This is a genomic window from Tistrella arctica (assembly GCF_039630945.1).
GTDB classification, from domain to species: domain Bacteria; phylum Pseudomonadota; class Alphaproteobacteria; order Tistrellales; family Tistrellaceae; genus Tistrella; species Tistrella bauzanensis.
Genome location: NZ_JBBKTV010000035.1, coordinates 1 through 800, shown reverse-complemented (window position 1 = coordinate 800; position 800 = coordinate 1). Strand labels below are relative to the sequence as shown.

At 62.8% G+C, this 800-nt stretch carries 1 protein-coding gene; it reads right to left on the bottom strand.

The window, feature by feature from the left end; translation table 11 throughout:
• Window positions 1–800, bottom strand: an 800-nt coding sequence (locus tag WG924_RS28065) for an elongation factor Tu (RefSeq protein ID WP_345936337.1), incomplete at both ends; no start/stop codon positions are given.

Sequence of the window (800 nt, the reverse complement as noted above, 5' to 3'; positions counted from 1 at the left end):
TCCAGCAGCTTGCGGAACATCTCGACGCCGGTCACCGTCGTCTTCGTGGTGTCACGCAGACCGACGATCGACACTTCCTCGCCGACCTTCACGATGCCGCGCTCGATACGACCGGTCACCACCGTGCCGCGACCCGAGATCGAGAACACGTCCTCGATCGGCATCAGGAACGGCTGATCCTTCGGCCGATCCGGGGTCGGGATGTATTCGTCGACCGCGCGCATCAGCTCAAGGATCTTGTCGGCACCGATCGCCGGGTCACGGCCCTCGATGGCGGCGAGCGCCGAGCCCATGATGATCGGAATGTCATCGCCGGGGAAATCATAGCTCGACAGCAGCTCGCGGACTTCCATGTCCACCAGCTCCAGAAGCTCCTCGTCGTCGACCTGATCGACCTTGTTCATGAACACGACCAGCGCCGGAACGCCAACCTGACGCGCCAGCAGGATGTGCTCGCGGGTCTGCGGCATCGGGCCGTCCGCCGCCGACACCACCAGGATAGCGCCGTCCATCTGCGCCGCGCCCGTGATCATGTTCTTCACGTAGTCGGCATGGCCCGGGCAATCCACATGCGCGTAATGACGGTTCTCCGTCTGATACTCGACATGCGCGGTGTTGATCGTGATGCCGCGTTCCTTCTCTTCCGGCGCCTTGTCGATCGAGTCGTACGACGTATAGGTCGCACCACCGGTCAGCGCCAGAACCTTCGTGATCGCAGCGGTCAGCGTCGTCTTGCCATGGTCCACGTGACCGATCGTGCCGATGTTCACGTGCGGCTTGCTGCGCTCGAACTTTTCCTT